This is a genomic window from Leptospira yanagawae serovar Saopaulo str. Sao Paulo = ATCC 700523, from assembly GCF_000332475.2.
Lineage (GTDB): Bacteria > Spirochaetota > Leptospiria > Leptospirales > Leptospiraceae > Leptospira_A > Leptospira_A yanagawae.
Window position 1 is genome coordinate 119,420 of the sequence record NZ_AOGX02000013.1, and the last position, 25,928, is coordinate 145,347.

Annotated in this window: 22 protein-coding genes; 11 read left to right on the plus strand and 11 right to left on the minus strand. The window is 36.9% G+C overall.

Going from position 1 to position 25,928, the window contains the following annotated elements; genetic code table 11:
- Positions 1–132 precede the first annotated feature (132 nt).
- The 3 genes from cobT to LEP1GSC202_RS03020 are packed head-to-tail and all read left to right on the plus strand — an operon-like array spanning position 133 to position 2,603.
- Positions 133–1,191, plus strand: coding sequence for a nicotinate-nucleotide--dimethylbenzimidazole phosphoribosyltransferase (cobT, locus tag LEP1GSC202_RS03010; protein WP_039928037.1), 1,059 nt, complete (start codon positions 133–135; stop codon positions 1,189–1,191).
- A 6-nt stretch (positions 1,192–1,197) separates the two neighbouring features.
- A complete protein-coding gene (locus LEP1GSC202_RS03015) occupies positions 1,198–2,025 on the plus strand; it encodes an adenosylcobinamide-GDP ribazoletransferase (protein WP_015676149.1) in 828 nt (275 codons plus the stop codon).
- Positions 2,010–2,603, plus strand: a complete 594-nt coding sequence (locus tag LEP1GSC202_RS03020; RefSeq protein WP_015676201.1) for a histidine phosphatase family protein — start codon at positions 2,010–2,012, stop codon at positions 2,601–2,603. Before LEP1GSC202_RS03015 ends, LEP1GSC202_RS03020 begins: the two co-directional genes overlap by 16 nt.
- A 7-nt stretch (positions 2,604–2,610) precedes the next feature.
- On the opposite strand, the gene gatB is transcribed toward LEP1GSC202_RS03020, so the two are convergent.
- The 6 genes from gatB to LEP1GSC202_RS20155 all read right to left on the minus strand — a co-directional run bounded on the left by gatB (position 2,611) and on the right by LEP1GSC202_RS20155 (position 11,244).
- Positions 2,611–4,074 (minus strand): Asp-tRNA(Asn)/Glu-tRNA(Gln) amidotransferase subunit GatB, encoded by a 1,464-nt coding sequence (gene gatB, locus LEP1GSC202_RS03025; protein ID WP_015676260.1) that lies wholly within the window; start codon positions 4,072–4,074, stop codon positions 2,611–2,613.
- A 58-nt stretch (positions 4,075–4,132) separates the two neighbouring features.
- Entirely contained in the window at positions 4,133–5,236 is a 1,104-nt protein-coding gene (locus LEP1GSC202_RS03030) for a bacteriohemerythrin (RefSeq protein WP_015676214.1), read from the minus strand.
- Positions 5,237–5,430: 194 nt separating this feature from the next.
- Complete coding sequence (locus LEP1GSC202_RS03035; protein ID WP_015676317.1) at positions 5,431–6,906, minus strand: aldehyde dehydrogenase family protein; 1,476 nt, start codon at positions 6,904–6,906, stop codon at positions 5,431–5,433.
- An 85-nt stretch (positions 6,907–6,991) separates the two neighbouring features.
- A complete protein-coding gene (locus LEP1GSC202_RS03040; protein WP_015676143.1) occupies positions 6,992–9,142 on the minus strand; it encodes an adenylate/guanylate cyclase domain-containing protein in 2,151 nt (716 codons plus the stop codon).
- Positions 9,130–10,905, minus strand: coding sequence for an adenylate/guanylate cyclase domain-containing protein (locus tag LEP1GSC202_RS03045; protein WP_244147629.1), 1,776 nt, complete (start codon positions 10,903–10,905; stop codon positions 9,130–9,132). The genes LEP1GSC202_RS03040 and LEP1GSC202_RS03045 overlap by 13 nt, the downstream gene beginning before the upstream one ends.
- Before the next feature lie 69 nt (positions 10,906–10,974).
- Positions 10,975–11,244 (minus strand): hypothetical protein, encoded by a 270-nt coding sequence (locus tag LEP1GSC202_RS20155; protein ID WP_015676140.1) that lies wholly within the window; start codon positions 11,242–11,244, stop codon positions 10,975–10,977.
- Between the two features lie 113 nt (positions 11,245–11,357).
- On the opposite strand from LEP1GSC202_RS20155, the gene LEP1GSC202_RS03050 reads away from it, so the two are divergent.
- Genes LEP1GSC202_RS03050 through LEP1GSC202_RS03075 form a run of 6 tightly spaced genes read left to right on the plus strand, consistent with a single transcriptional unit; the run spans position 11,358 to position 19,367 of the window.
- Positions 11,358–12,536 (plus strand): FliG C-terminal domain-containing protein, encoded by a 1,179-nt coding sequence (locus tag LEP1GSC202_RS03050; protein ID WP_015676247.1) that lies wholly within the window; start codon positions 11,358–11,360, stop codon positions 12,534–12,536.
- A gap of 4 nt (positions 12,537–12,540) precedes the next feature.
- Positions 12,541–13,464: a flagellar assembly protein FliH gene (fliH, locus tag LEP1GSC202_RS03055; RefSeq protein WP_015676119.1), complete on the plus strand. Its 924-nt coding sequence runs from the start codon at positions 12,541–12,543 to the stop codon at positions 13,462–13,464.
- Positions 13,461–15,446 carry a sensor histidine kinase gene (locus LEP1GSC202_RS03060; RefSeq protein ID WP_039928041.1) on the plus strand — a complete coding sequence of 662 codons (1,986 nt, stop codon included), beginning with the start codon at positions 13,461–13,463 and terminating at the stop codon, positions 15,444–15,446. The genes fliH and LEP1GSC202_RS03060 overlap by 4 nt, the downstream gene beginning before the upstream one ends.
- Positions 15,443–17,446 carry a 7TM diverse intracellular signaling domain-containing protein gene (locus LEP1GSC202_RS03065; protein WP_015676187.1) on the plus strand — a complete coding sequence of 668 codons (2,004 nt, stop codon included), beginning with the start codon at positions 15,443–15,445 and terminating at the stop codon, positions 17,444–17,446. The genes LEP1GSC202_RS03060 and LEP1GSC202_RS03065 overlap by 4 nt, the downstream gene beginning before the upstream one ends.
- A gap of 17 nt (positions 17,447–17,463) precedes the next feature.
- Positions 17,464–18,090, plus strand: coding sequence for a Crp/Fnr family transcriptional regulator (locus LEP1GSC202_RS03070; RefSeq protein WP_015676193.1), 627 nt, complete (start codon positions 17,464–17,466; stop codon positions 18,088–18,090).
- A 50-nt stretch (positions 18,091–18,140) separates the two neighbouring features.
- The gene (locus LEP1GSC202_RS03075; protein WP_015676273.1) at positions 18,141–19,367 is read left to right on the plus strand and encodes an NnrS family protein; all 1,227 of its coding nucleotides are present in this window, start codon (positions 18,141–18,143) and stop codon (positions 19,365–19,367) included.
- Between the two features lie 12 nt (positions 19,368–19,379).
- Here the strand turns inward: LEP1GSC202_RS03075 and LEP1GSC202_RS03080 are convergent, their stop codons facing one another.
- The 4 genes from LEP1GSC202_RS03080 to LEP1GSC202_RS03095 are packed head-to-tail and all read right to left on the minus strand — an operon-like array spanning position 19,380 to position 24,008.
- Positions 19,380–21,149 (minus strand): nitric oxide reductase activation protein NorD, encoded by a 1,770-nt coding sequence (locus tag LEP1GSC202_RS03080; protein WP_015676281.1) that lies wholly within the window; start codon positions 21,147–21,149, stop codon positions 19,380–19,382.
- Positions 21,150–21,158: 9 nt separating this feature from the next.
- The gene (locus LEP1GSC202_RS03085) at positions 21,159–21,941 is read right to left on the minus strand and encodes a CbbQ/NirQ/NorQ/GpvN family protein (protein ID WP_015676208.1); all 783 of its coding nucleotides are present in this window, start codon (positions 21,939–21,941) and stop codon (positions 21,159–21,161) included.
- Positions 21,942–21,944: 3 nt separating this feature from the next.
- On the minus strand, positions 21,945–23,294 hold the full coding sequence (locus tag LEP1GSC202_RS03090) for a cbb3-type cytochrome c oxidase subunit I (RefSeq protein WP_015676239.1): 1,350 nt from the start codon (positions 23,292–23,294) through the stop codon (positions 21,945–21,947).
- Between the two features lie 9 nt (positions 23,295–23,303).
- Positions 23,304–24,008: a c-type cytochrome gene (locus LEP1GSC202_RS03095; RefSeq protein ID WP_015676301.1), complete on the minus strand. Its 705-nt coding sequence runs from the start codon at positions 24,006–24,008 to the stop codon at positions 23,304–23,306.
- Positions 24,009–24,347: 339 nt separating this feature from the next.
- Between LEP1GSC202_RS03095 and LEP1GSC202_RS03105 the strand changes: the two genes are divergently transcribed.
- Both LEP1GSC202_RS03105 and LEP1GSC202_RS03110 read left to right on the plus strand, forming a co-directional pair.
- Positions 24,348–24,920, plus strand: coding sequence for a cytochrome c oxidase subunit 3 (locus tag LEP1GSC202_RS03105; protein ID WP_012389884.1), 573 nt, complete (start codon positions 24,348–24,350; stop codon positions 24,918–24,920).
- A 9-nt stretch (positions 24,921–24,929) separates the two neighbouring features.
- Positions 24,930–25,160: a hypothetical protein gene (locus tag LEP1GSC202_RS03110; protein ID WP_012389885.1), complete on the plus strand. Its 231-nt coding sequence runs from the start codon at positions 24,930–24,932 to the stop codon at positions 25,158–25,160.
- On the opposite strand, the gene mtnC is transcribed toward LEP1GSC202_RS03110, so the two are convergent.
- Positions 25,157–25,900, minus strand: a complete 744-nt coding sequence (mtnC, locus tag LEP1GSC202_RS03115) for an acireductone synthase (protein WP_015676154.1) — start codon at positions 25,898–25,900, stop codon at positions 25,157–25,159. The genes LEP1GSC202_RS03110 and mtnC overlap by 4 nt on opposite strands.
- Between the last annotated feature and the right edge of the window lie 28 nt (positions 25,901–25,928).

A 25,928-nucleotide genomic window follows, 5' to 3' on the forward strand; every position in this document is an offset into this window, starting at 1 on the left:
GTACGTAAAGCGCCCCAAGGGAAGGATTTTCGATTTTTTTAGGCCCAAAATGCCAATTCCCAAACCCGCCAAATCCATCCAAGCCCAAAAACGATGGAAGCTGTAGACTCACTGGACAAACTGGTTTTGCCTATGTCCGTATTTTCCCTACCCAAAATTCCCCCAGTAACTAAAGTTTGGCGAGACCAAATCCAACAAAAAATTGATACCAAAACGAAACCACTCGGTTCCCTAGGTGCACTTGAATCGGTTGCCTTACAAATTTCAGAAATCCAAAATACTACTTCACCAACATTACAAAATCCGAAACTCATTTTGTTTGCAGGTGATCATGGTATCACAGAAGAACCTGTTTCACTATATCCAAAAGATGTCACTTGGCAAATGGTGTTTAATTTTTTAAATGGTGGTGCTTGTGCCAATGTATTTGCCAAACATAGTGGGATCGGTGTAGAAGTTGTTGATTCTGGAGTGGATCATGACTGGGATGAAAACACAAAACAACTAATCCAAAAAAAAATAAGAAGGGGCACTTCAAATTTTTTAAAGTCTCCTGCAATGACAAAAGAAGAAGCTTTTTTATCATTGCAAACTGGCGTCGATTTAATTTCTGAATCAAAATACCAAAATACCAATGTATTTTTATTTGGAGAGATGGGAATTGGTAATACATCTTCCGCTTCCTTAGTTTTGTCTCACCTAACAGGCATTTCACTTTCTAAATTGGTTGGAAAAGGAACCGGCCTAAATCCAGAAGGGAAAAACATCAAATTACAAATTCTAGAAAATGCTTACTCACGAACTGGAAAACTAAATGATCCAATAGAAATCCTTTTGGAATTTGGTGGATTTGAAATCGGTATGATGGCAGGAGCAATGCTTGGCGCCGCATCAAAACAAAATCTCTTTATTGTGGATGGGTTCATTACAACAGCAGCTTATTTACTTGCCTATCATCTCAGTCCAAATGTAAAAGATTATGCCATCTTTTCCCATGTATCCGACGAAGAAGGACATATCGTTGTCTTGGAACATTACCAAATCAAACCTTTATTGAAGTTGAATTTACGATTGGGTGAAGGGAGTGGTGCTTTAGCTGCTTACCCTCTTATTGAGTTAAGTGTTAAATTTTTAAATGAGATGGCATCCTTTGCTGACGCAGGTGTCAGCGATTCTGATGCAAAGTCATAACTTTTTATGAAATACATCTTATTAGAAATTCGTTTGTTCTTTGTATGTATGTCTTTTCTCACAAGAATTCCTACTCCGAGTTGGGTTGGATTCAAAGAAGAGTGGTTACACCATTCGATTAAATATTCGCCAACTGTTGGTATTTTACTTGGTAGTTTACAGTTTTTTGTTTTGGTGATTTTCCAATTTTTATTTGGACCTACAATCGCATTTACCATTTCCGTTGGATTTTTACTCATCCTAACTGGTGCTTTCCATGAAGATGGTTTCTCTGATTTTTGTGATGGAATTGGTGGTGGATGGAATCGCGAAGACATCCTAAGGATTATGAAAGACAGTCGTGTAGGAAGTTTTGGTGCAGTTGGAATTTCACTCCTTATTTTATTAAAAGTATTGGGAGTTTCAGAATCGTTTCAGTTGTATGAAAAAAATGGATTTACCTTTATGGTGAATTCAAAAACACAATTTCAAATTCTTAGTTTTTGGTTGTATTTTGTAACTGCTCATAGTTTCAGTCGATTTTTATCTGTGTTTATGATGAAATTATTGCCTTATGCCAAAGAAGACGGGTATGCAAAACCAATGGCAAAGGAAATCACCTGGCCACAGATTCTTTTTGCGAGTCTCTCAGGTGTGATTCCATTTTTGACTTTAGTGTATCTCCATCCATATTTTTTATTCAGTTTACTTTGTATCATCCCAAGTTATTTTTATATGTTTTCTTTGATGAAACGCTGGATCCAAGGATTTACTGGAGATTGTTTGGGAGCAGTACAACAAATAGTCGAAACCTGTATTTGGATTTCAGGAGTGTTTTTGTGGACCTCTATTTAATTCGACATCCAGAAACCATCGCTCCCAAAGGTACTTGTTACGGGCGAACTGATTTTCCATTGAAATATCCTGTAGAAGACACGGCAGAAACTACTTTCTCTTATTTGCCACCTAACTTTGATCATTTTATTTCAAGTCCAGCCCCACGAGCGATGAAACTAGCAAATGCGCTTTATACAAAATACAATCCCCTTCTAAACATATCAGAATCTTTGATTAAAACTGATGATCGATTGTTAGAAATGGACTTCGGAGATTGGGATGGAAAGTTGTGGGAAGATATCCCGCGAAAAGAAACCATCCCATGGATGAAAGATTTTGTAAATGCCAGAACTCCAAACGGAGAAGCCTTTACTGACCTCATCCACCGTGTGGATTTGTTTTTAGAAGACTGGAAAGTAAATGGAAACTTACGTTTAGGTTGGGAAGAGACAAACAAACAAAAATTAAATGTGATGATCGTTGTATGCCATTCTGGACCCATTAGAGCCATACTCTGTCGAACCAAGGGGATTCCATATGAGGAAGCATTTAAGTCCCCAGTGGAATTTGGTTCGGTTCATAAAATCGAAATATAAGAAGGATTTACACCTTCTTTTTTTCACCTAACGGACCTAACTTGGCAAGAATCAATTCGTTGACTAGTTTTGGGTCCGCTTTCCCTTTCGTTTCCTTCATCACACCACCGACAATGGCACCGAGTACTCGGTCTTTTCCATTTTTCCAACCTTCCACAGATTCCGGTTGTGACTCTAACACACGGATCACTATTTCTTCGAGAGCTTTGTCATCACGTACCACTTTCAAACCTTTTTTCTCAACAATGGTTTCTGGTTGGTCTTTTGTCGTTAACATGTCTTCAAAAATGGTTTTGGCAATTTTTCCTGTGATTTCACCTGAGTTGATGAGTTTCACAAGTTTACCAATCCGGACAGGATCAATGGCAAATTCTTGGATGGAAATGTTTTCTTTATTCACAATTCCTAAAATTTCATCTTTTACCCAGTTAGATGTTTTTTTCGCATCTCCTGAAATGGTCAGTGCTTCTTCAAAGTATTCTGCAATTTCACGTTCACTCGTTAATACTTCTGCATCATACTCAGGAAGTCCAAGTTCTGTTTTGTATCGTTCTTTTTTTTGCCTTGGGAGTTCTGGAAGTGTTTTACGAATTTCTTCGATGAATGAATCCGAAATTTGAATCGTAGGTAAATCTGGTTCCGGAAAGTATCGATAGTCATGGCTCATTTCTTTAGAGCGCATCGGTAATGTTTTGAGAAGAGTTGCATCCCAAAGTTTCGTCATCTGTTTGAATGACTCACCCCGAGAATAAACATCCTTTTGCCATTCGACTTCATAATCGATCGCTTGTTTTACGGCTTTGAATGAATTTAAGTTTTTGATCTCTACGCGTGTACGAAATCCTTTTTCCCCTTTGGGACGAATGGATACGTTTGCATCACATCGAAGCGAACCTTCTTCCATATTACAATCGGAAACTTGGATGTAACGTAGAATTGTTTTTAACTCATTGAGATAAGCATAGGCTTCATCAGAAGAACGTAGGTCTGGTTCCGATACGATTTCGATGAGAGGAGTTCCTGCTCTATTGTAATCCACATAGGATCGATTGATAGAAGGATCATGTGAATGGATGAGTTTACCCGCATCCTCTTCCATATGGATCCTTGTGAGAGGAAGGAACTTTTCTTCTTTCTCACCTTTCAATTGGATATGGATTCCACCCTTTGTAGCATACGGTTTATCAAATTGAGAAATTTGGTAACCTTTGGGTAAGTCAGGATAAAAATAATTTTTACGATCAAATTTTGTAAATTGTGTGATTTCGCAACCGAGAGCCACACCTGCTCGCACTGCTTTTTCAAGCACCACCTCATTTAACACAGGCAAGGTGCCAGGAAGCGCAACACATAATGGCGAAATATGAGTATTGGGGCTACCACCAAATTCGTTTGTGGCAGTGGAAAATATTTTTGAATTGGTATTGAGTTGGACGTGGACTTCCAGACCGATGATGACTTCGTATTCCATGGTTTGGTAACAGGATTTTCACGGAAAATGAACCTGGCAATTCAAATTCCGTCTGATTTTAATCGAGTGGGTCTGGGACCGATTTTAAAACCAATTTGTAGAGATTTTTTTGTTCACGAGAGATGCCAATTTCCCCAGTTTGATGGAGTTTTTTGGTAAACTCCGAAAGTTCCCGAACTCTCGACTCAAACGCTAACCCAATTTTTTTATCTTCCAAGGCAATATGTGAGAGTAACCAATTCCTGAGGTCCTGCACTAAATGTAATCCCACCCTTGGATTTCCTAATTTGTACTCATCATTTCTCATTTTAATAAATTCAATAAACCGTTTGTGTTGGTTCATATGTTGGACAACATCCGTATACCGAAAGTATCTCATAATCTTATCTTCTACACCAAAATGGTCTTTCGTATATTCGATAGCCTCTGCAATCACCTTATGAAATGTTTCACTCGATCCATCACCTAACTTCAGTGAATGATCAAGTTCCACTATCATCTTTAGTAACCAAATATGTTGTAAATCGATGATGGGAATTCCAGTCGACAAATTATAAGTTTTCCAAATGTTCCGAATTTCTTGGATCGTATCGATGGATTGTTCGTGAAGAGATATGGTAGTTGTATCAATTTGGACAATATTTTGATATATCAAAAGTTGTTCTTTTGATATAGGATATTTACCTGATTTCAATATTAGGTTACAATATGATTTGAGATCTACATTTGATGCTTTAAAAAATTCTGCATAATCCGTATCATCATGTAAGATATGTTGGAATAACCATTTTTTTAAGATTTGTAATATCCCTAAAGCAGCCATTTGGCTATTTTTAGCTTCATAGTACTTTTCTGTGAGTTTTTCTACGAACTTTCTATGGCCATGTACATGTTCTTTAAAATTCGGATAATTAAAATGTTCTAATATATCCTCTTCGAGAGCAAAGTGTTCCGCAACATAGTCAAGAGCCTTTCGAAAAGACGAATGGACATCCACATCCGTATCATTTTTTTCTGCTTCGACGATTTCTTCTTCCAGTTCTAAAATTATGTGAACAAGCCACACATGTTGCAAGTCGATGATGGGAATTCCAAGGTGAAATGGTTCACTTAACCATGTGATCCGAAGGGAATCTAAATGTGCGGAAGAATCCTTTAACATGATTCCACAAAATTAGGTTCTGTGTTGGTGTCACACCAAATGAGGAAAATCCAAAATTGATATTTATCATCGAATTAGAATCAAACAAAATTCCGAAATGGTAAGATTGGTTTGGATTGGAATTGTAGTGAATTTCAGGAAGTCACCCCCGAGAGATTCCCGGGAGTGATTGGTTTTGGAAGGCTTAAATTGTTTTAGACAAAAAATTTAGTTGTCAGTCTAACAATCAATCTCACAAAACTAGAGTAAGGTGGATACATCAATTTTGCGATGGATGCTTTTGGTGTTTGCAAAACTGATCTTTCATGAGAAAAAGTTTTAAACCCAAATACTCCATGGTAACTTCCATGACCAGAATGGTTCACTCCACCGAATGGCAGATTTGGATTTACGAGGTGTAGGATCACATCATTGATCACTGCCCCACCAGAACTTGTTCTACGAAGAACGTATTTGGATGTACTTCTCTTTTTCGTAAAGATATACAATGCCAATGGTTTTGGTTTTTCGTTAATGATATGAATTGCTTCATCTAACGATTTGTAGGTTACGATTGGCAACAGGGGTCCAAAAATTTCATCTTCCATGATTTTTGCATCCAATGACACATTGGTTAAAATGGTTGGTGCGATAAAGTTATCAGAACTCCTGAGTTCACCACCGTATGCAATTTTTGCTCCTTTTTTCACTGCATCATCAATGTAAGATGAAACTCTAGAAAAGTTTTTAGCGTTCACAATCCTACAAAAATCTGTACTCGCTGTAAAATTTTCAGGTTTTGATTTAAAAAAACTTTCTGTGGTATCCTTTGCATGTTTTACAAATTCTTCCACCTTTGATTCAGGGATGAGTAAGTAGTCAGGTGCCACACATGTTTGGCCTGCATTTAAAAACTTACCCCACATAATTCTTTCCGCAGCCACTTTCAAATCGGCATCTTCAGCGATGATGGATGGGGACTTACCGCCTAACTCTAGCGTTACGGTAGTTAAATTTTTAGCAGCGGCAGCCATCACAATTTTACCAACGGGAGTGGATCCTGTGAAAAATATATGATCAAAAGGAACATCCAGTAATGCTGTTGCGACTGTAACATCCCCTTCAAAAACAGCCACTTCATCTTCTGAGAATATTTCACCTAACATAAGGTTGATTACATTCGCTGTATTTGGTGTGAACTCAGATGGTTTTAACATCACTGTATTCCCAGCTGCAATTGCAGCCGCAAGGGGAGCAATCGCTAAATGGAATGGATAATTCCAAGGAGCAATCACCAAACAAACACCTTTTGGTTCATAAACAATGCGGCTAGTGGCACCAAGGAGAGTGGGTGGTGTCAAAACATTTTTAGGACGCATCCAATGTTTCACGTGTCGGATGGCATCGTTGATTTCAGCAATGGTAGGTAAAATTTCTGTAATGTCTACTTCACCTGCAGATTTTCTGAAATCAGCGTGGAGAGCTTTTTGGATTTCTGTTTGGTATTTCAAAACAACATCTTTCAGTTTTTTCAATTTCTGAATTCGTGTTTTGTAATTCGTCAAACGAAGTTCGAGGGACTTTTTCTTTTGGGCCTTAAAAATTCGATCAATGTCTTTGGGAGTAAAACTTTTGGTTTGGATGACGGCTGTGTTACTAACATTGGCCGCAGAAAGAGTAGCTTGGGTCATGGGAATCTCCGTATTACTGACTCTCGTTCAGTTAGAGAGGGAGTTCAAGAACTTTTTCGGAAATCGGGGCGATTCTATGTCTTTTTTATGCCAAAAATCCCTTTCCGAAGCCGGGAGGCGGGCCACTGTGGGTATATTGTTTGGATCTGTCCAAATACAGTTGGGCTGCTTTGTCAGAAGGGTCTTGTTTCAAAACTGACAAAAATCCTAATTCTGCGGCTTTAAAATCGCCGTCCCAAAACAAATTTACACTTTCCTCAAATTGTTCTTTGGTTTGGACTTTTAAATCAAATGATTCCTCCACTCCATCCACAAGTACCTGCGCAATACCAATTAACTTTTGTTTGGCTGGTATTTTTATAAAATCCAATAATCGATGAGGATAAGAATCTGGTTCTTTTAATTCCAATAGTGCATCCAAACTCAAAATAATTTTAGCACCATATTTTTTGGTCATTGATTCCAAAGAATTGGCAACACCCATGGAATCAGATAAAACAGCTGATTCGATTCGTTGTTCTTCTCCCACAATTCCTAACATCAATTCCCCAAAATGGATTCCGACACCAATTTGAATTTCACCCACTCGATGGTTGTGACTTTCTTTATTCCACTTTGCGATTGTTTTGTGCATTTGTATGGCAGCTGACAATGCATCTTCAGGTTCTTTTTCGAAAAGGGCAAAGATCGCATCTCCTACATACTTTTCGATAAAACCATTATGCGAACGAATGGTGGGTCCAACTTGCCTTAAGTAATCATTTAAAAATAAAAATGTTTCTTCGGGACTTAGAGTTTCTGAGATTGCAGTGAAATCACGTATATCAGAAGATAATACAGACATTTGTTTTACGATAAAATCACCACGTTTTACCTTAGAGTCATCTTTTTTAGAAAACAATTGGATGAGTCGTAAAGGAACAAATTTTGAATACACTTTGTTTGATGATTCAAGGCGATTGTTTACCTCGATCAGTTCCGTAGTCAAAGTATCCATAGATGAGTAAAAACGAGCATTTCTTCTTGCGAGTAAAATACTTTGGAACAAAAAGAATACAAAGAGTGAAAAGGGCATCAGTGGTTGAGCTTGGAACCAATAATTCCCAGCCATCAAATCATGAGTTGATCCTAACATGAGTATCAAGGAACCATAAAACACCAAACTACTATCTCGTTTTCTTTGCCGATAAATTCTAAGGATGACATAGAACGAACAAATACTAAAAAATAAGATAAACACTTGAGAAATGATATTAGTGGTAGTGAATAATTTTGGTTCTGTGAGTATCACAAACAAAACATAAACAATGCTCAAACTCCAACAAGACCTTAACATCCAATTGGGAACTTCTGATTTTCCTGGGAACAAACTACGTAGGTAACTTAAGAAAAAACAAACAAGAAGTGGCGCGGATGTATAATCCAATACTTGCATCCAATTCCAAGAGAAATCAGGAAATGCATACACAATGTAAAAATTATCCAAAACAACTAATCGTAGTCCCGTGAATAAACAAAATAAAGCAAAGAATAAGGAACTTTTCTCTTCTCGGCGAAAGAAAAAAACAGTAAGTTGGTACAAAGCCATTGTAAGCATTGCACCAAAAACAAATACTTCACCTGCGGAATACATTAACGATTCATTTTGAATGACTTCTTTTGTCCCAATTTCAATAGGCTTACGAAAACCACCCCTTGCATGGTTAAAATTACTCACTACATAAATGATTTCTTGTTCATATGATTCTGGTTGAAATGATACATATTGGATTTGGTATTTTGGTTTTGTAGACAATTCATCTGTACCAACAGTCCCTGAATAAGCAATTTTCTGTCTGTTGATGTACAACTCATAAGCACTTGTTGCAGGTTGCACTCGTAAATAATAACGAATATTTGGATCTGGAACTTTTACAACTAAACGATAACTTGCATATCCATCTCCACCTGAACCTTCTGGCCGAGTAGAGTTCCAAGAAGACGGAACTTTGGTCATGGAACGTTGTTTTTCTTCAATTTTTTTGAATAAGGAGTCACCATATAGTTCATTCCAATAGAATTCCCAATCTCCATTCAATGAAACTTTTTTATGATTTTCTATTGATACTTCTTGGATTTCCAAATAACCATTTTTTGCTTCTTTCGCATGATCAAAGTTACACGAAAATAAGCAAACTATCGGAAGAAGAAAAGAGGTAAAATGAAGGAGATTTGATCTTGGTTTTATTTTTCCCATGCAGAGACCCCATCCCAATCTTCTCCAACTCCAGCAGATTGGTAGTATTCACACCTTTCGATATAAATTTGTGCTGCGATATCATCTGGGTTATTTGAATGCACTTCTCGAAATCCTTTGAGTGCAGAGACAAAGTCAGCCCGTTCATAATCAAAAATGGCTGCCTCAAATTGTTCTCTGAATGCAATTTTCTGATCGGAAATGGAATCTATACCTGGTATTAAAACCTCTGCGATCATCACCGTTTCTTGTTTGCCCTTCACTCGTACGAAATCTAAAATACGATACGGAATTGTGTCCAAATCCTCATGTAACATGAGTGAGGTTAAACTCACAAGGATCTTTGCATTGTATTTTTTGGTTAATCCTTGGATGCGGCTTGCAAGATTCACTGTATCGGAAATGACTGTAGATTCTAATCTTTCCTCTTCCCCTAAAATTCCTAGCATTGTATCTCCTGAATGGATTCCAATGCCAGCGTGTAAGGGAAGGTAACCAAAACCCCTTCGCCTTTCATTATACGATTCCAATTCCCATTGGATGTCTTCTGCAGCTTTTATGGAATTTTGTATCCCACCATCAAAGAGTGCCATCACTGCACTGCCGATGTATTTATCAATAAAACCATTGTTTTTTCTAACACAAGGACCAATCCGTCCCAAATACGAGTTGGTAAACAAAATTCGGTTTTCCAAAGGAATGGAATAAATGATATCCCAATATTCCCAAATGTCGGCAAACAACACCGTCATCTCTCGCTCGCTACTATCACCTAACGTTACTTCTTCGATGCTTTCTTTACCTAAGTGGGTTAAAAAATCTCGTGGGATAAATTTTGCGTAAAAGCGATTGGTTAAAATAAATTGTTCGTTGATGGTTTCAAATTCTTCTTTCAAAAGGACTTTTTTGTGGAAGGTTCTTGTAGTACGAAGTGTTACAATTGTAGATTGCACTCCAAAAAACAAAAAAACAGCAATTTGAGATAAAGACGATTCCCCTTCTCCGGTATACGCCAAAAATACATCGTAAACAAATCCAAAAAATAAAATCAAATACCCCAAAAAGAAAATATGGGAATCAGGTAAACCTTTCACTACCATCTGGTACAATCGGATTCCTAAAAATACGGCAAACACAACTCCTAACACCTGAAATACAACTTCAAATTCAGTATAAAACTCTGGTTTGATGATGAGTCCATACACCAAAATGAATTGCACAAAAGCACTAAAGTAACGAATGAGTTTGGTTTCTATAAAACGAGGGAAAAGTCCATCCACAAACCATAAAAATAAAATTCCTAAAACAAAAACAGATGCATATTCAATATAAATCACGAGTTCCCAAGGAATGTTGGGAAAAATTGCATAAATTGTTTTACTTCCAACGAATGGCAATCGTAAGGCAAAAACTAAACAAAAAAATCCGAAATAAAATGCCTCTCTTTGTTTGTTACGATAAAAAAACAAAATAAAGTGATATAATCCAAACATAAACAATGCACCCGTTAGGGTTATATCCATTGTACTCTCAGCAAGGATGTAATTTTGAATGGCCTCCGCTGTACCAAAAATTGGCGCGTTTGGCAATCCTCCTTCCTTGTGATGGAAATTACTCACTTCAATTTTGATTTGGATTTGGTCTTTGGCAATAAAGGTAAAACTTTGCCCTTGGGCACTTGGAAATGTAGTTTGTTTGTTTTGGCCAGGGAAACCCGAAAGAACAACTCGGTTACCAACTGTTACACGAAAACTTGTCCGCACTTCAGGCAAATACAAAGAATAAATTTGAGAGTCAGTCGGAAGGAATAAATCTAAAATATATGTTCCAAATCACTTCCCATTTTCAATTCCAGAACGAAGTGGGACTTCATTCCAAAGTGCAGGAACAGGTAAAAGAGTATAACTCACATCAGGTGGCAAATCCCCCAAAGTATGAGGATAAAATTTCCATTCCCCATGGAGTTTGATTGCCTTTCCTGTTTTCCAAGTGAAGGAACGAAGGTCCAAGGTTCCGGATGTAACTTCCTTGTTAGGAGTCACAAGTTGGCATGCCATTGTTAGGAAAACGAGGCAAAGAGTGATGCGATTGAAGAGGGTCATCCCTATCCTTCAGAGACATTTTTCTCCCTTATTTGGAAAGGAAGTTTTCAAAATGAAAAAAATAATATTTTTTGGTTTGTACGAAGTACTCGTCAGGCTATTATGTCTCCTAAATGGCAGCTTCTCCAGGACCCAACAAAGCCGCATTGGCATACCAAATTTTAGGCCAATACCTACCGGATGAAGTGTTCGCCCATCTGACGGATGCAGAGATTGAGACCCTACTTTTGAAAGTGGAAACCAATCCCTCCCCCACGAAAGGCCAAGAAAAGGACATCCTCCTATCCTTCACAAATTTCCTCCAAAAGAAAGGGGTCCTACCAAAAGCGAAACCCGTCACTCCACTTCCGAATGGTTTTGGAAGTAGAACTGCTCAAAAAACTGCGTTCGGAGGATCTACAAACGCCCCTTATCCTCATAAAAAAACAGGGCAAAAAGAGCCTTCCTTCGAGGAACAACTACCTGCGGATGGATATACGTATGAAAAGAGTGCCACAACCTCATTTCCTGGGGGATCTGAAAAAAACTCACACCACAATCATCCTGAAACCAATGAATTGTATTCCCTGATTGAGGAAATCCTTCGGGAAGAGGACAAACGATCGGGTCCATTATGGCAAGATTTACCGAAGTACCCAACAGAATTACTTCGTAACCTCACACGAGAAGAATCCCCAGAGGTAGTCGCAAGGGTGCTCAGTTTCTCAGACCCGGAATCTGCCTCGGAAGTGCTTGCAGAATATCCGGAATCTCACAGAGAAGGAATCATTTTGGCACTGGCGGAGATTGACTACCACTCTGACAGAGAAAGGGACCAACTGGAACGTTTCCTTCGCTTCAAAATGGAGCTGATCGAGAAAAAATTGCCGGTTTCCAAAATCCGGAGCCGTAAAGCCAAAACGGCAGGGGAAATCCTTACCAGACTTCCTTTTTTGCCTTCTCAAAATTTAATTGAACGAATTCAGAAAAAAAGCCCAGAATATGCCGAAACTATAGTAGAACACTACTTTCGTTTGGAAGACCTGCTTCATTTGGGAAGGACAAGTCTCACTCGATTTTTTTCTGAGATCCATCCTCTTGTCATTGCTTGTGCACTGAAAGGAGTGGAAACTGAATTCCGTGACCAAGTGTATTCCAATTTGGAATCTTGGCTTGTGAAAGAAATTAAGATCGAATGGGATTCCTTAGGTCCTGTCTCACTGGCAGAAATTGAAGAAGCCCAAAAGGGAATCTTAGATCGTTTGCGAGAAGCAATGGATGAAGGCAAAGTGAAACTTTGGAGATTGAAGTAAGGATATGGCAAAACTAGTTTTTAAACCCATTCAAATTGCCGACTTACAAGAAGAAGTTGAAATCCAACTTCCTGATAAGTACAAAAAATTTCATAAAACCGATGAACAAGAAGACTTCGAGATAGACCAAGAAGGGAATATCATCGAACAATACCAAGGTCCGTCGATTGAAGAAATCGAAGCAGAACTCCAAAGGTATCGTCAGGAAACCGAAGAACAAGTCCGTCAATTATTAGAAGACGCCAAAAAACAAGCCAAGGCCATTGAAGATGAAGGAAAGACAAAAGCTTTCCAAATGGTCCAAGATTCTAAAGAAAAAATCAAACTAGAAGAAGACTCAGGCCGTGCCAAAGCGGAACAAATCTTAGATCGTGCGAAGATGGAAGTTGAACGTATGATCAAAGAAGCCGAAATGAAACAGGCTGAGATCGAACACGAGGCATACCAAAAAGGGTATGATGCAGGTCGTGAAGTTGGATTCAAAAAAGGCCAAGGGGAAGTGAGACGACTCATTGACCGATTGGGAACCATCATCGGAAAAGCAATTGATATCCGGGAAGAAATGATTGCTGCTTCCGAAAAACAAATGGTAGAAATGATTCTTGTGATCGCACGAAAAGTAATTAAAGACGAAATCATCGAACGTAAAGAGATCGTTCTCAATAACATTCGTGAGGCGATGAAACGAATTAAAGATCGTGATCGTATTGATATACGTGTGAACTTCGCTGACTTGGAGCTTACAACAGCTCACAAAGATGAACTTATCAAACTAATGGAATCTCTCAGAAAAGTAAATATTTACGAAGATTCTCGTGTGGATCGTGGTGGAGTCATCATCGAAACAGATGTGGGAGCAATCGACGCTAGAATTTCTACTCAGCTCAAAGAAATTGAAGAGGCAATTCGAAACGTAGAACCAATATGATTTCGAAAACCCGTATTTCCCAATTGATAATAGGGTTCACGATGTTTTTGTCACCGACTTTCGTAAGTTTGGTGGCAGAACCCTGTGGAACCATGATCTCCTCATTTGAAAAACCAGTCATATTAAAAACGGATTGGATGTTTCGAAAAGGAGACAACCTGGACTGGAGAGATGAATCCGTTGAAGAAAGTTTTTGGGTAAAACGATCAGTTCCTGACTATGGAATCTCAAAAACAGAAAACTTAACAGGATACCATTGGTATCGATGTTCCTTTTATTTACCTGACAATTACACAACACCAGTAGAACCCATCGCAATTCAGTTGGGTCGCATTCGAGACGTTGATGAATTTTATTTGAATGGAACCTTAATTGATAAAACTGGAACCGTTTTACCGAGGTTAGAGGTTGATTTTCAAAAAATTAGAATTTATTCATTACCCACACACCTTCTCAAACCAGGTTTAAATGTAATGGCAATTCGTATTTTTGCAGCCACCAATTTAAATGGATTAAAAGAAGCACCAAAAATTGCCAAGGAACGTTTGTTACGTGAATCAGTATTTTCAAAAGAACTATTTGCGATGGTTTGCGGATATGTCTTTATTTTTATGGGGATATACTTTTTAGTAGGTTCTATTGTTCGAGGGAGAGCTGGTGAAAATTTTTTCTTTGCCTTATTTTCCATTTTTATGGGAATTTATGTACTCATTCGAACCCAACACAGAGACATTTTATTTGAAAGTTTCACTTGGTCATATGTTTCCGAACTATTAGTCCTCATTTGTTTACCCGTGTTTTTCATCAACTTTATGCACCAATACTTAAAGTTAAAACGAAACATGGTTTTGCTTGTTTACGAGATATTTTTATCCGTACTATTTGTAATCACTCTATTTTTTAGAAATCCCAAAACTTGGATCCTTGTGATTGCTCTTTTTAATTATGCCCTTCCGATTGCAATGGGTCTTGTAATTTATCTGTTTGTTAAAAACGGCAAAACCAATATTAAGAAAGTAAAATTTATCTTAATTGGAATCGCTTGTTTATTACCAACTATCCTAATTGATAGTTTGTCTGCGTTAGAAATTATCATTTCAATGCCGGGTACATTGTATTTGGGATTTTTGATTTTCCTTGTTATGATTTCTATCCAGTTATCAAACGATATCGTTTTAGGACTTGAAAATTATATCGAACAAGAAAAAGAACTCATCCAAATGGAACGGGTAAAAACTGGATTTTTGATCAACTTATCTTCCGAATTCAAGTCGGGTATGGAAAAAATCAAATCCGCAATTGATAATATCGTAACAAATCAAGGTAAGTCTGTAACTAAAGAAATTACAAAACCATCTCCCAAAAAAGCCGCAAAGAAAAAAGCCAAGGCAACAAATACGAAACAAAGTGGAGATCCGATCAAACAAGCGGAAGACCATATCTCTTATATGAGTTATATGGTTGAGGAAGCAATTTTACTGAAGCGATTGGAAGAAAGATCATACGTTCCTTTTTATGAAACTTTTTCTGTGTCTGAATTCATCAAAAACTGTGTAGCAAGTGTTGAAAATCATTTAGGTCAACATCGAAAAAATACCTATATTGACGTTAGGCCAAATGATTTAGAAATTCATTTCCCAAAAGAATTGTTTTTTTGTATTTTAAGGAATTTAGTAGAAAATGCATATCAATACACGGATCCCAAAACAGATATTCATATCGAGTTTATGAATCGTGATGGATACCACTACTTAGTTGTTATGGATGAAGGGATGGGTCTTAGCCAACTGGAAATGGAGACTATATTTCAAAAATTTGTCCGTGGTTACCGAGACAAAAAAAATGAAATCCCTGGTGCAGGAATTGGTTTAACCTTGGTGGAAGCTTCTACAAACTTTTTATCTGGAACGGTTAGTTTAAAATCAAGTGAAGGAATGGGAGCAAAATTTACAATTCGCATCCCGGAAAAACAAATCAAATGAAATCCTCACAAATTTTTCGTCTTTTCATATTCTCACTTTTTTTCATCTCATTACATTGTTCTCGTAAAGCAGATGAAAATACCGTTGTACTTCGATTAGATGGTGAGGATTGGGGAATTTACTTTAACGATAATGCTGATTTATTGAATCCAGAATTCAATCCAAACAATTTGGATATCATTCCAGTACCAAATAACTTTCGTAACTTAAATAAATCATATAAAGGATCCATATGGGTTCGCAAAAGTTTTGAAATCACAACAGAACAACACCAAAAATCATTAGCACTTCAACTAGGGAAAGTATACCAATCAGATGAAGTATTTATCAATGGTGTGTTGATTGGAAAAAATAATTCTGCATTTGGAAAAGAACCAGAAGAATTTGCTTTTGGAAGGCCAAGGATTTACCCTATCCCACATGATTTATTACTCGAAGGGGAAAATGTTTTAATCATCAAAATAGACTCATCATTATCCACATCTGCTGGTATCATCACAGGCCCGATTCGAATTGTGACTTACGAAGAAGCCATCAATGGAAATTTATATGACTCTCTTGTAGAGTTAATTTTTGTAGGCTTTTATTTATTCATCGCTTTATTTTTCTTCATCAACTTCTTTAATCTAAGAGAGAACAAAGAATACCTAAGTTTCAGTATATTGGCTCTTATTTTTTCTGGATATGAGTTATGTAAAAACGAAGTAAGATTTTTGATTTTTAATCATTTTGCAATTTTAAAATTCCTAGAATATTCATTTTTACTAATACTTCCTTATGGATTCATTAAATTCGTCCAAGATTTTTTTGAACTCAAACCATTTAAATACCAAAAATTTTACTTATTCTTTCAATTTTTCTTTATCATAACGTTTCTCATCATTCAAAATCCTGTTTTCTGGTATAACTTTATTGGTTATTGGGACATTCATTTAATTGGTGTGATTGGTTATGCAATTTATGTAACTCTGATTAAGTTTCGCGAACAAAAACGTGGATCCACTATCCATCTACTTGCACTAGTCTATTTACTATATTCGATTCTCAAAGAAATTCTAATTGAACGTGGTTACCTCAATTCACCTTCGTCGCTTGAGACAAGTTTTTTAGTTTATTTAATACTAATGACACTTGCCTTACGTTTTCAATTTTTGATGATGAAACGAAAACTTCAGAATCGTTATGAAAGGTTAAAGGAAGCAGACTCTCTCAGAGAAAAGATTTTCTTTTATATGGACGCGATGATTTCGGGTCCTCTAAAATCAATGAAAGAAAAACTTTCGGCTTACAGAGAGTCCTCTCAGAAGGCAAAAGATAAAAATTTAGTAAAAGAAGTAATCGATGTACAATCTTCCATTGATAATGTAATGGATGATATCATTGAGTTATCAAGATTAGAAGTTTTAAAAGAAGTTCCTTTCAAAGATCAGGTCAATTTTATAACATTCATCAACGATGTAATCCCTGAAGATGATATCACCTATTCCATCAAAGTACATCCAGAAACTGAAATCCATAATAGCTTAGACCTTATCAATTCAGTAGTTGTGAGACTTGTGGATTTTCCTCCATTCAAAGAATTCAATCATAATGATTTGATCATTACGCAAGATTTAAAAGGGAATGTCCACTTCAGATTTTTATTATTCCATAACAATTCAAAAGTAACACAAAAATTATTTAACGAACTAACTGAAAATTACAACCAACTTACGCCTATTAAAGTAAAATGGGCAATCATCCTAGAAATTGTACGACTATTAGGGGCAAAAATTGATTTTAAAATCATAAAGAAAAAGTATTTGAAAATCGATTTAGGTATCGCAGCTATTGTTCCAGTTTCCGAACTTCAACCCATAAATGAATCAAATGGACATGGACTTACAAACCAAAATGTACCAAAAAAAGAAAAAGAAGATTGGCGTGTGACGCTAAAACGAATTTGGAAATTCCTAAAAGAAACTGAAATTAAAATTCCAAATTTTAAAAAGAAAAAGTAAACCTTACAGCTGTTTCAATGATTATCAAATACATCACAAAACCCAGTCCCGAGGCTTTACAAAAGGCCTTTGCAGGTTGCAAAGAGCTAACCTACGATAAAGATGAATTTTTATTTCATTCAGGTGATGAAGTGACTCACATGGACTTACTAGTAAATGGTGACCTTCAAGTATTTAAATATGATGGAAATATGAATGAAGTGACTTTAACTTTTTTTCGTCCTGTTTGTATTGTAGCAGAGTGGGCTGTCATCCAAGGAATCCCATACCCTGCATCAGCGAGATTTACAAAAAAAAGTACGATTCTAAGAATGCCACTTTCAGAAGTTCAAAATCGTTTACATTCAAATATTGAACTTAACCATATACTAATGCATTCTTTGATGAATAAAATCGATACATTAAATTTGGCCATCAATCGAGGGCTCACAATGGACGCCATGCAACGAGTGGCGCATTTTTTGTTTTATGGTACTCCGGATTCTCTCGCATTAAAACAGACACAAATGGCATCACTATTGTACCTTCGACCGGAAACCTTTTCAAGGATATTAAAACAGCTAAAGGACCAAGGATTGGTAGACACCCAAAAAGGTGAAATCACGATCTTAGACAAAGAAGGTCTCTTAAAAATTTTGGCTTAGTACTTGATTTGTATCAAGGAAAAGATACTAATTTTCATTAGTATCAAACTATGAATCATTCCTTTTTTCAACTTAGCTTTTGGAATACAGCGTTCCGTCCCTTCTTTTGGTTTGGGTCAGTTTATGGCATCTTAATTATAGGGATTTGGTTATTCATACTTTCGAATGGCATCATAAACCCAATCCAAGTCAATGCCATCCATTGGCATTCATATGAAATGGTTTTTGGATTTACCAAAGCGATTGTATTAGGATTCTTATTCACGGCAGTTCAAAACTGGACAAATACTACGATATTAAAAGGTGAAAACCTTTTTTATCTAGTTTTGTTTTGGTTGTTAGGAAGGTTTTCATTTTATTCATTTGAAATATTGGGTTATATATCCTTTGGATTTGATATATGCTCAGATATTTTTGTCATTTATTTACTTGTTCCAAAACTGATCGTACCTTCCCAAAAACACAATCGACCTATTTTATACCATTATGTTATCTTCACAGTCTTTCATATTTTGAGTGCAATATCTGCGTATTCTATTCTGAATCCTGAACAAACTTTGATTTATATTCATCTTAGTATTTTCGTTGTGTTATTCCTTATCCTGATTATAGGAGGTCGTGTTGTCCCTTTCTTTTCTGGAGTTGTGATACAAGGTTATTCATTCAAACGGATGCCGAAACTCGAAACAATTCTCCTATATTTACCTTTTCTTTTTTATATCACCAAACTGATACAAACTCATTTGAGAAATTCAAATTTGAATTTTGTTCTTTTTTTCTCAAATCGAGAATTCCAATTATTCATTATGCTTTCATTCATTTGTATATTTTTATTATTTATTACCAATACCATTCGTTATCTTTCTTGGAAACCATGGAAATCATACCAAAAACCAATCCTTTGGATTTTATATCTTGGATACTTTTGGGTATGTTTTGGATTTTTGTTATATAGTTTTTCTGAATTAAATTTATTCCCTGTGTCTTCTGCCATTCATAGTCTGACGGTAGGAGGTCTTGGCGTATTCATTTATGGAATGATTACAAGAGTGAGTTTAGGACATACTGGAAGGTCAATAGTGGCTTCTCCTCTTACTGTGATCGCTTATGTTTTACTCAATCTTTCAGTTTTCATTCGAGTATTTTTACCTGTCTTCAATCATTACAAATATGCATATTATTTATCAGGAATTGGATGGATGATTTGTTTTTTCCTCTTTGTGATTCAGTATACAAGGATCCTATTTTCAAAACGACCGGATGGAAAACCATCGTAAGTGATTGAAAGATTAAAGTTTAATTGCCCTTCTAAAAAATTCCTGTAAGGAATCAAGGAGTCTTTCTGGATGGAATAACATTTGGTAACTTGCATTTCTCATCATGGCAGGGATGGTAGGTTTTTCTTCTGTCCCAATTGCTAATGTATACACCTGCACACCATTTAACAAACATTCACCAACTGCTTTGTTTACGTCTTCAATCCCATACTTACCTTCATATTGGTCATAGTCATTGGGCCTTGCATCCGTAATTAAAATAATCCACTTTTGTTTGTAACCTGAATCTTTAAAAAAAGAATTCGTATGACGAAGAGATGGACCAACTCTTGTATAACCAATTGGTGATAGAGGCCCTAAACGATCCCTTACAACCTTCCACGATTCATTCATTTGTTTTATATGGATGAATTGATTATGGTTTCTCGTCCTTGAATAAAAACCGGCAATCCCAAATGGAATTTTTAATTCATCCAAACATTCAGAGAATAATAATAAACTTTCCCTTTCCACATCCAATATACGTTTGTCATGTATCCATGAGTCGGTAGACAAACTTAAATCCATTAAAAAGTATAAGGCTATATCCGAAACATCCCGTATGGGATTCATATAAATTGCTTCAGAAGGACTTTTTTTGGCTTTTAAATCTGCATAACGGTCAACAAGAGCATCTAAATCAATATCAGCGCCTGCGACCAAACGTTTTTTAATTCGTGTTTGGTTGAGTAAGGCAGTCATTTTTTTCTTTAACAAAAGTAGAGTTCGACTTTGTTTTTCTAAAACTTTAGAAGTATACGAAAAATCAATAGATTTGGGAAACTCTTCAATGACAGAACAATAATTAGGTTTGTATTGTTTTTGTTTATAATCCCACTCTGGGTATAAAAACGGTTTTTCTATGATTGTATCGTCTAAAATTTCAAGTTGGGTTCCTGCCCCTGACTCACTAGTCCTTGTTGTATGGACTGGATCTTCTGTTCGGATGATGTGTTTCAGATTTAGCTCTTCTAATGCTTCCTCTTCTTCCATATCCTCCTCTCCATCAATATCTCTCCATTGCCCATCAAACTCTTCCACAGTTTCAATTTTTTCAAAATTATGGCCTAAGGTATATTCTTCGATTTTTTTCTCATCCACCTCTAAAAGTTCTGCATCACTTGGATCTAATTTTTGTTTGGACTCTTTGGATTCAATTTTTTGTTTTTGTTTATTGGAAATAAAATCTTTTCCAACAGGAAAATTCATCTTTAAATTGGAAAGAGAAGAACTAGCAAAGTAAAAACTTGAAAGAATATGTAAATATTGTGTTGGATTTTCTTTCCGAATAACCAGTCGTTCCTTTCGAATATCTTTCCAATCAGTAACAACACCAGGATATTGTTTCAGAAACCTTCGAAACTTTTTGTAAAATGTTCCATTTGTTTTATCAGTTGGTATACGAACTAATTCTGATTTTATTGCAGTATGTGTAAGGATTTCGTTTTCATAAAGATAGGATAAATAAGCAAGTAGAATACGAACTTGTTTTTTGGTAGTCTGCACATTGCGATACCATCGAATTTCTTCAGGAAATTTTAGAAAATTTTGTCCAAGTGTGATCTCACCATTACTATAAACAAGGGAAGTTGTTTCTTTGCGAAGTGTTTGTAAATATTTGATGAGGATTGTTTCCTCTGTTTCCATACGATAAAGACCGTATGGACTCGGTGGAGTTAACTTAGTTTTTAACTTTTTCCAAAGTTTATGGCCTTGGTAAAATACAAATTGATCCCATTCCAAAATTTGATCCTAAAAGATTAAATCAAAACTATCTTGTAAGGCCGTAACGGTGTCATCATCATCCGTTAAAGGTAAGATAATGGCAGTTCGACCTGCCATTCGGGAAGGAAGGCCTTTGGAAATCAATTTCGCACAAGACACAAGTAAGCGAGTGGATACCGTCTCGGCCAAACCTAACTCAGGTTTATGGCGAACCAAATTGGCGTATTGGACCAATTTTTTGGAGATTGATTCTGATATTCCTGTTTCTCCTACAATGATTTTTTCTTCTACAGATGGTTTAGGATACGGAAAGTCCATTCCCAAAAACCTTTGTTTGGTGGATGGTTTTAGTTCTTTGAACCCCTTTTGGTAACCAGGATTATAAGAGGCAACGAGTAAAAAGTTTGGATGGGCTACCAATTCTTCATTTTTACGTTCAATGAATAAAGTCCTTCTATGGTCAGTGAGAGAGTGGATGGTGACAAGAGTGTCTGGCCTTGCTTCCGCAATTTCATCCAAATACACAATCGCACCTTCTTTCACACCTGTGGTGAGTGGGCCATCCATCCAAACGGTATCGGCACCTTTTACAATGAATCGTCCAACAAGATCCACAGCAGATGTTTCATCATTGCATAATATGGTGATGAGTTTACGACCCATTTGGTGTGCCATAAATTCTAAAAATCGAGATTTTCCTGAGCCAGTAGGACCTTTTAACAAAAGCGGCAGAGAATTCTCCGCCGCCATTTGAAAAATTTCCACTTCTTTACCGGTTGGTTCGTAGTAGGGAATTTTTGTTGTTAACATAAGTTAATCTAGATCACCTACATTTTTTCCAAGTGCTTCGTTTGATGGAAGTCCATGTCGAATGAAATCCACAATGAAGTATGTGATGCCAATCGTAAAGAGGGTCGCCGCAAGTAACATTCCGTAAAAATGGAAAATGATTTCTTTTTGTACAACAAGAAAGTCCATTCCTAATTTACGTTCAAGGTATACCTGTGTGATCCCTGCCACAGCGAGTGCACCTGTCATCCCTAACATTCCAATGTTCGAAGCCCAAAATGCTAAATATCCAGACATTCCAGTAAACAATTTTCTTCCTGTCATGTTTGGCATGGCATAAGAAATCACAGCTAACACTAACATAGCGTAGGCTCCCCAGAAGGCAAGGTGTCCATGCATCGCGGTGACAAGAGTTCCATGTGTCCATTGGTTGACCGCAGGCCAAGTATGAGCAAAACCAAGAAAACCCGCTCCAATAAAAGACATCATGGCACTGCCAAGTGTCCAATAGAGTGCAATTTTGTTTGGATGGTCTTTTCCTTTTTTTCGGTACATATTGAGTGCCCAAATCGCCATTCCAAGGAAGGCAAGTGGTTCTAACGCGGAAAAAATTCCACCCACCATGAGCCAATACTTCGGTGTTCCGATCCAATAGTAATGGTGTCCCGTTCCCAAAATTCCAGAAAGGAAAGTGAGACCAACGACTACATACAACCATTTTTCAATGACTTCTCTATCCACTCCCGTGAGTTTGATGAGTAAAAATGCTAAGATACCACCCATGATGAGTTCCCAAACTCCTTCTACCCAAAGGTGAACGACCCACCAACGAAAGTAGGAATCGAGAGTTTGGTTGTCGAAGTAAATCATACCGGGAAGGTACAATAGAGCAGCACATAACAGACCAAAGAAGAGAACCAGTTGTGTTGTACTTCTTTTTTTGGCTTCCCATATCGTCATAGCAATGTTAAAAAGAAAGGTTAGAACATTGACTACCACAAGGTAATCAAGAGGTCTTGGAATTTCCAAAAACTTTCTTCCTTCCCACCAATTAAAATGGAAACCGGCAATGGCGACAACTCCGACAACGACCCAAGAAATAAGTTGGATATAAGCAAGTTTGACACTGTATAATTCCCTATCAGATTCTTCCGGGATGATGTAATACGCAGCACCCATAAATCCTGTTAATAACCAAACGACAAGTAAATTGGTATGTGTCGCACGTGCCGTGTTAAATGGGATGTAATCGTGTAATCCATCCATTCCGATACGAGCAAAACCCATGATAAAACCATAAACGATTTGTAACGATAAGAGTAACATACAAGTTGCAAAGAACCAATATGCGACCTTTTGTGATTGGAATCTCATTGTTTCTCCTTATTTTAATGCAGAAAGGTAAGTGACGATGTCCTTTCTTTCTGTATCACTTAACGGCAACTTCGGCATATTTGTTCCCGGTTTGATTGCTTGTGGGTCGATTAACCATCGATTGAGGTAATCGGCATCAAACTTTGATCCCACATGGTCAAGTGCCGGTCCCACATTTCCACCTTTACCACCTACTGCATGACAGGCGACACAAAGTTGTGAAAACTTTTCTGGTTGTGCCACTTTGACAACGTTTGCAGTTGTTTGCGAAGGAACAGCTGTTGCGATCGAATCAACTGGGATATTCGGTTTTGGAGGCCAACCGTTTGCATCAATCTTTCCAACCCAATCCAAAAATGCGATGACTTGTCCTTTTTCTTCTTTGGTAAAATTGTATTTCACCATCTTTCGTTCTCCAGGGAACATGGCTTGCGGATCATCTAAGAACACATCGATCCAACTCACACCACGTCTTTCGACAACCTTTGTCAAATCAGGAGCGTAATATGCTCCTTCCCCAAGTAAGGTATGGCAACCCATACAATTGTTTTTTTCCCAAATCTCTTTCCCCTTCAGCACATCTTCAGTTAAGTTTTGCGCATTGGTACGGGCATCATTTTGTCGCACGGAATCTATTGTGAGGAACACAAAGATCGCACTGAACAAAAACGTTCCACCCAGAAAGAATGCCCTAGCTTGCGATTTTGAAAGCATCCTTACCTCCTTTTTTCCATTTTACAAATGTAAGTGCAGATTGTACAAATTGCATTGATTCTAATCAAGTCCTAATTCATTTTATTGTGTTATCTTAAAATTTAAGCGGAAACAATGATATAATTGAGACTTGGAATCATTAAAATCAATTCGTGTATCGAAACACGAAGGTACGCTGGGCATTTTGAACGATTTCCCGAAAGGGAACTTCCAAGATGTGTGGAAGAAATTTGATTTCGTAAATTCGATGTGTGAAATGATATGATTTGAATTAACAAATTAAGTGATTCCATTGTTTTGAATATTCGATTGTTTTAAATTTACTAAAAAGGAGTTCCAATGAACACAACCAACCAAAAAGAGGAAGATGCGATATGGTACCCACCAGGAGGAATTCTCATCTGGCTCATTGTATTTGTAGAAGTGATCACATTTTGTATGGGGATTGGTTCCTTGGTGTATGATAAAACCCAAAATCCATCGGGATTTTTATCCATGCAAAATCAATTGAACAGAAGTTTTGCGTTTTGGAATACCATCTTCCTTCTCACAAGTGGTTTTTTCCTAGCAATGAGTGTTTATGCCAAAGAAATTCAAAAAGAATCTATGTATCTCTATGGATTATTGTTTTCCATGTTTTTTGGCATGGGGTTTTTGCTACTTAAGCTTTTGGAATTTTACGATAAATGGACGTTAGGTTTTACTTTAGACGAAAGTGTTTTTTTTAGTTACTATTGGTTGTTAACAGGATTTCACTACTTACATGTGGCAGTTGGCCTTATCATCCTTTTCATTGTATTTTTGAATCGGAAGACCATCGAACTCGTGAATTTGGAAGCTGGTGCGATTTTTTGGCATATGTGTGATTTGATCTGGCTGATTTTGTATCCAGCTTTGTATTTGATCCAATAAGGAGGATTTATGTTACGAATTGTTTTGACTTATCTCATTTTACTTCTCATCGTTTATCTTTCGTTTTACGGACTTGGTTCCTTTGTACCAGGAAATTGGAACTTGATACTTATGAGTGCTCTCAAATTCCTATTCATTTCTTATGTGTTTATGAATTTAATGCGCGCCCATTTTTTTTGGAAATTGATTTTCTCAAGTTTAATCTTTGTGTATTCGTTTGGGATTTGGTATTTTACTTAAAAATGTTCCCAAACCGGGAATGGATGTGGTTTTTGGGCCAGGTTTCCTGGTCGATTTAAAATCACCACATCCATACCTGTGGCATTTGCAGCTTCCGCTTCCTCGACAATGTCCGTAAAAAAACGAATTTCACTTGGAGATACAGCAAGTGTACTTGCGATCCTTTCATAACTTGTTTTTTCCCTTTTCCCACCCACTGCTGTATCAAAGTACATAGTGAAATACTGCCGTAAATCACCTAACATCGAATATTGGTAAATCAAATGTTGTGCCTCAACGGAGCCTGAAGAGTAAACATGATTTTGGATTCCAGATTGAATTGCGTCTTTTAAAAACTTGGGGACATCATCAAATACTGTACTTTTGATTTCACCCGATTCATATCCTTCTTTCCAAATTTTCCCTTGGATCTCTTTCAGCGGACCAAATTTACGATCTTTTTCAATCAGATATTCAAAATACACTGAAACCATGTCTTTTGAAAGAGTATTGGGAACTTCATTCACAATCAGGCCCGATGGTACATTTTTAATTCTGAATTTTTCTATGAATAAGGGATCGCCGGAAGAAGTATCCTTTTGGAATTCTGTTTGGACTTCTTTCCACTGAAGTTCCGTTAGTTGGTATTCTTTTAAAAAACGATGGATGTTTTTTGTAGCGTAAGGAAAAAGGATTTCGTGGACAAAGGCAATTGGTGCCGTTGTCCCTTCAATATCGAGTAAGTTATGTTTGATTTGCATGAGTGTATTTCTATTTCAATGAAAAGAT